Origin of the sequence: Piscicoccus intestinalis NBRC 104926 (assembly GCF_001515525.1) — a bacterium.
In the GTDB taxonomy this organism is placed as follows: domain Bacteria; phylum Actinomycetota; class Actinomycetes; order Actinomycetales; family Dermatophilaceae; genus Kineosphaera; species Kineosphaera intestinalis.
On sequence record NZ_BCNQ01000251.1, the window covers coordinates 1 to 2,857 of the forward strand.

Here is a 2,857-nt window from a genome sequence, read left to right on the forward strand (position 1 = left end):
GGACTGCAGTCCCGACCGTGACACGCAGTTCTCAGCGACGTTGGGCGGGGGTTACGTCAGTAGGGTGCGGCCGACCCAGTCGCCCGGGGCGCAGCCGGGGGGTACGGCGTAGGCCGCGGAACCGACGTGCGTCGCCCACGTGTTCAGCGCGTCCGCCTCCGCGAGGCGGCGCTGCACCGGCACGAAGGCCGTCGCCGCGTCGGCCTGGTAGGCGAGGAACAACAGCCCCTCGTCAGGTCGCCCGTCGGCGTGCAGACCGTCCGCGTAGTTGTACCCGCGGCGCAACATCCGCTCGGCGGCGCCACGGGCCTGCGCCCGCGCCGCGTGCGCGTTCGGCGGCACGACCGTGAACCCCGCCTCGTCGACGGCGGTACGGTCGACGACGGTGAACTCGGAGGTGCCGGGCGGGGCGGTCAACGGGCTACCGTCCATGCGCCGACCGAACGCGAGTTGCTTGGCGGCCGTGTCGATGTCGTCCCAGCGGCCGAGATCCAGCCGCACCCGACGCAGCACCAGCTGCGTGCCACCGGCCATCGGGCCCGGACCGGGCGACCACACGGCCGCGGCCGCCTGCGCGGGGTCGCGTTCGTTGGCCGACCCATCGCGCAGCCCCATCAGGTTGCGCGGCGACGACTCCTGCGGCGCACCGGGTTCCGGAGCCACCGGCATGAAACCGTGCTGCGCCCACCGCAGCGTCATCGCGTGGGTGGTGTCGCGCAGCAGGCGACGCTGCGCGTACGCCACCCCGGTCGGGTCGTCGGAACAGATCTGCAGCAGCAGGTCGGTCTGGCCCCAGAGGTCCTCGAGCTTGTCGGTGGAGAACGCCGGAATCGACGCGACCCCGGCCGGGCAGCGTTGCGGCACACCGGCGGCCGCGAACAACCCCGGCCCGAAACCGAACGTCACGGTGAGCCGGCGCACCCCGACCGCCGGCACCGCCTCCAGCGCGCCGAGCGGGGGCCGGCCGGCGCACAGCCGGGCCGCGTCGTCGGTGAGCAGGCGCAGGACGCCCTCGACGCCCCGCGCGTCGACGCCCCGGACCAGGTCGAGGCCGACGAGGCTGACGTGGGTCTGCTGCGCGGTCGTGATACCCGCCTGGTGCTCGCCGTAGAACGACACGGTCGTCGGGCCCGCGTCGTCGGGGCGCGCGGCAACCGGATTCGCCCCGGCGTCGCCGTCGCTCAGCCGCATCCCGACGGCCCCGGCCCCCGCGCCGGCGGCGAGGGCGGCCGAGCCGACGAGCAGCGCCCGTCGGCTCGGGGTCGCCCGGGTCATGAGCTCGCGGGGGACTGGCCCGAGCCGTCGCTCTGGTGGTACGGCTCCTGGGCGCCGGTGAACTGCTTGGCGACCGCGTCGAACGAGATGCTCTGTCCTTGCTCGGTGTTCAGCGTCACGTGGACGACCGCGCCGGGCTGCACCGGGTTCGCCAGGTCGAGCACCATGACGTGGTCGCCGCCGGGCTGCAGCAGCAGGGTGCCGCCGGCCGGGATCGTCAGCTTGTCGGTGCGCTGCATCACCGGCTGCCCGTTCTGCATGACGGTGCTGTGCAGTTCCGCGCGAGACGAGGCGTTCGTCGAGGCGGAGACCAGCGAGATGTCGTTGTTGCTCGTGTTGCGCACGGTCGCGAAGACCGCCGTCATCGGCATCTGGCTCGGGTCGGGGCGTGCGGCGGCCCAGGGGTCGAGGATCTGCATGCCGGCGGCGTCGGCCGCGGCGGAGCCCTGGGTGGTGGCCGCGGCCTCGGTCGTGGCCTGCGACGCGCCCATCGGTTGGTCGCCCTCGGGCGAGGAGCAGGCGGTCAGGCCCGCGCCGAGGGCCAGGGCCATCGCCAGGGAGGCGGTGGCGCGGCGCGCGCGGGCAGGGGGGAACGGCTTCTTGACAGACATGTGTGTGGTCGGTCCTTCGGGATCGCGGCGCGTCGGCGCGCCGATGGGTCGGCAGGTCAGGATCGCGGGGCGACCCCGACCGGCGGACCGCGCAGCGTCCACCCCGGCGTGCACCACCGTCCGGTCAGTGGCCGCGCTGCCGGGTGCACGCCCCACAGGGCGACGCGCACCGCGAGCGGCCCGGCGCACGGCGTCGCCAGCAGCGGTCGCACGAGCCGCCACACCGCGTCTTCGGCGTGGGTCATGACCAGCGCGCACACCAGCGTCGCCGCCGCGTGCGCGAGCAGCATCGCGGGGGACAGGCCCGTCGACAAGGCCTCGAGACCGGCTCCGGCTCCGGTGGTCCCGGTCGCAGCGGTCGCCGCGGGGACGGCCGTCGCGTGGGCGAGTGCGTGTGCGGCGTGCGCCCCATGTCCCGGCATCGCGCCGGCCACGGAGCCCCCGGAGCCCAGGGCACCCGTTGAGCCCAGAAGAGAGCCAGGGGAGCCCGCCCCGACCACTGTTCGCGCGGTCGCGTGGAAGAAGACGTGCAACGCGAGTTGACCCCCGCCGAGCGCGAACACGAGGGAGCGGGCCCCGACGCGCCGCGAGGTGAGCCAGAAGCTCGCGAACCACACGGGCAGCGCCGCGAGGAGCAGCACCCCGACGGGCGGGAGGCCGCCGCCGGCCAGGGCGTGGGCGCCCGCGGCGAGGGCAAGGCACACGAGGGCGAACACGCCAGTGCGAGTCAGGCGCACCCATCCGTGTCGCGGCCCCATGGGGTCACCCTAAGCCGCGCAGCACATGCGCGGAGTGCTGCCCGATGTGAAGACGGCCCGTCGATCGGCCCCGCGGCCGCGGCGATCACGCCGCACTGTCGCGTCGGAGGCGGTCCGCCGCGTCGGGGGCGCGTCGTCGCATCGGAGGCGGTCCGCCCGGATGAAGCCCATCAACGACGCCGGTTCCGTCGTCACCCAACCACCTGGGCCGAA

At 74.9% G+C, this 2,857-nt stretch carries 3 protein-coding genes; all 3 read right to left on the minus strand.

Going from position 1 to position 2,857, the window contains the following annotated elements:
- Window positions 1–51: 51 nt before the first annotated feature.
- From PINTE_RS20835 to PINTE_RS22980, 3 genes are read right to left on the minus strand one after another with little or no spacing between them, the layout of a single operon-like run.
- The gene (locus PINTE_RS20835) at window positions 52–1,275 is read right to left on the minus strand and encodes a Dyp-type peroxidase (RefSeq protein ID WP_068434429.1); all 1,224 of its coding nucleotides are present in this window, start codon (window positions 1,273–1,275) and stop codon (window positions 52–54) included.
- Complete coding sequence (locus tag PINTE_RS22975) at window positions 1,272–1,886, minus strand: copper chaperone PCu(A)C (RefSeq protein WP_157087432.1); 615 nt, start codon at window positions 1,884–1,886, stop codon at window positions 1,272–1,274. Before PINTE_RS22975 ends, PINTE_RS20835 begins: the two co-directional genes overlap by 4 nt.
- A 56-nt stretch (window positions 1,887–1,942) precedes the next feature.
- Window positions 1,943–2,644 (minus strand): hypothetical protein, encoded by a 702-nt coding sequence (locus PINTE_RS22980; protein WP_157087433.1) that lies wholly within the window; start codon window positions 2,642–2,644, stop codon window positions 1,943–1,945.
- Window positions 2,645–2,857 lie beyond the last annotated feature (213 nt).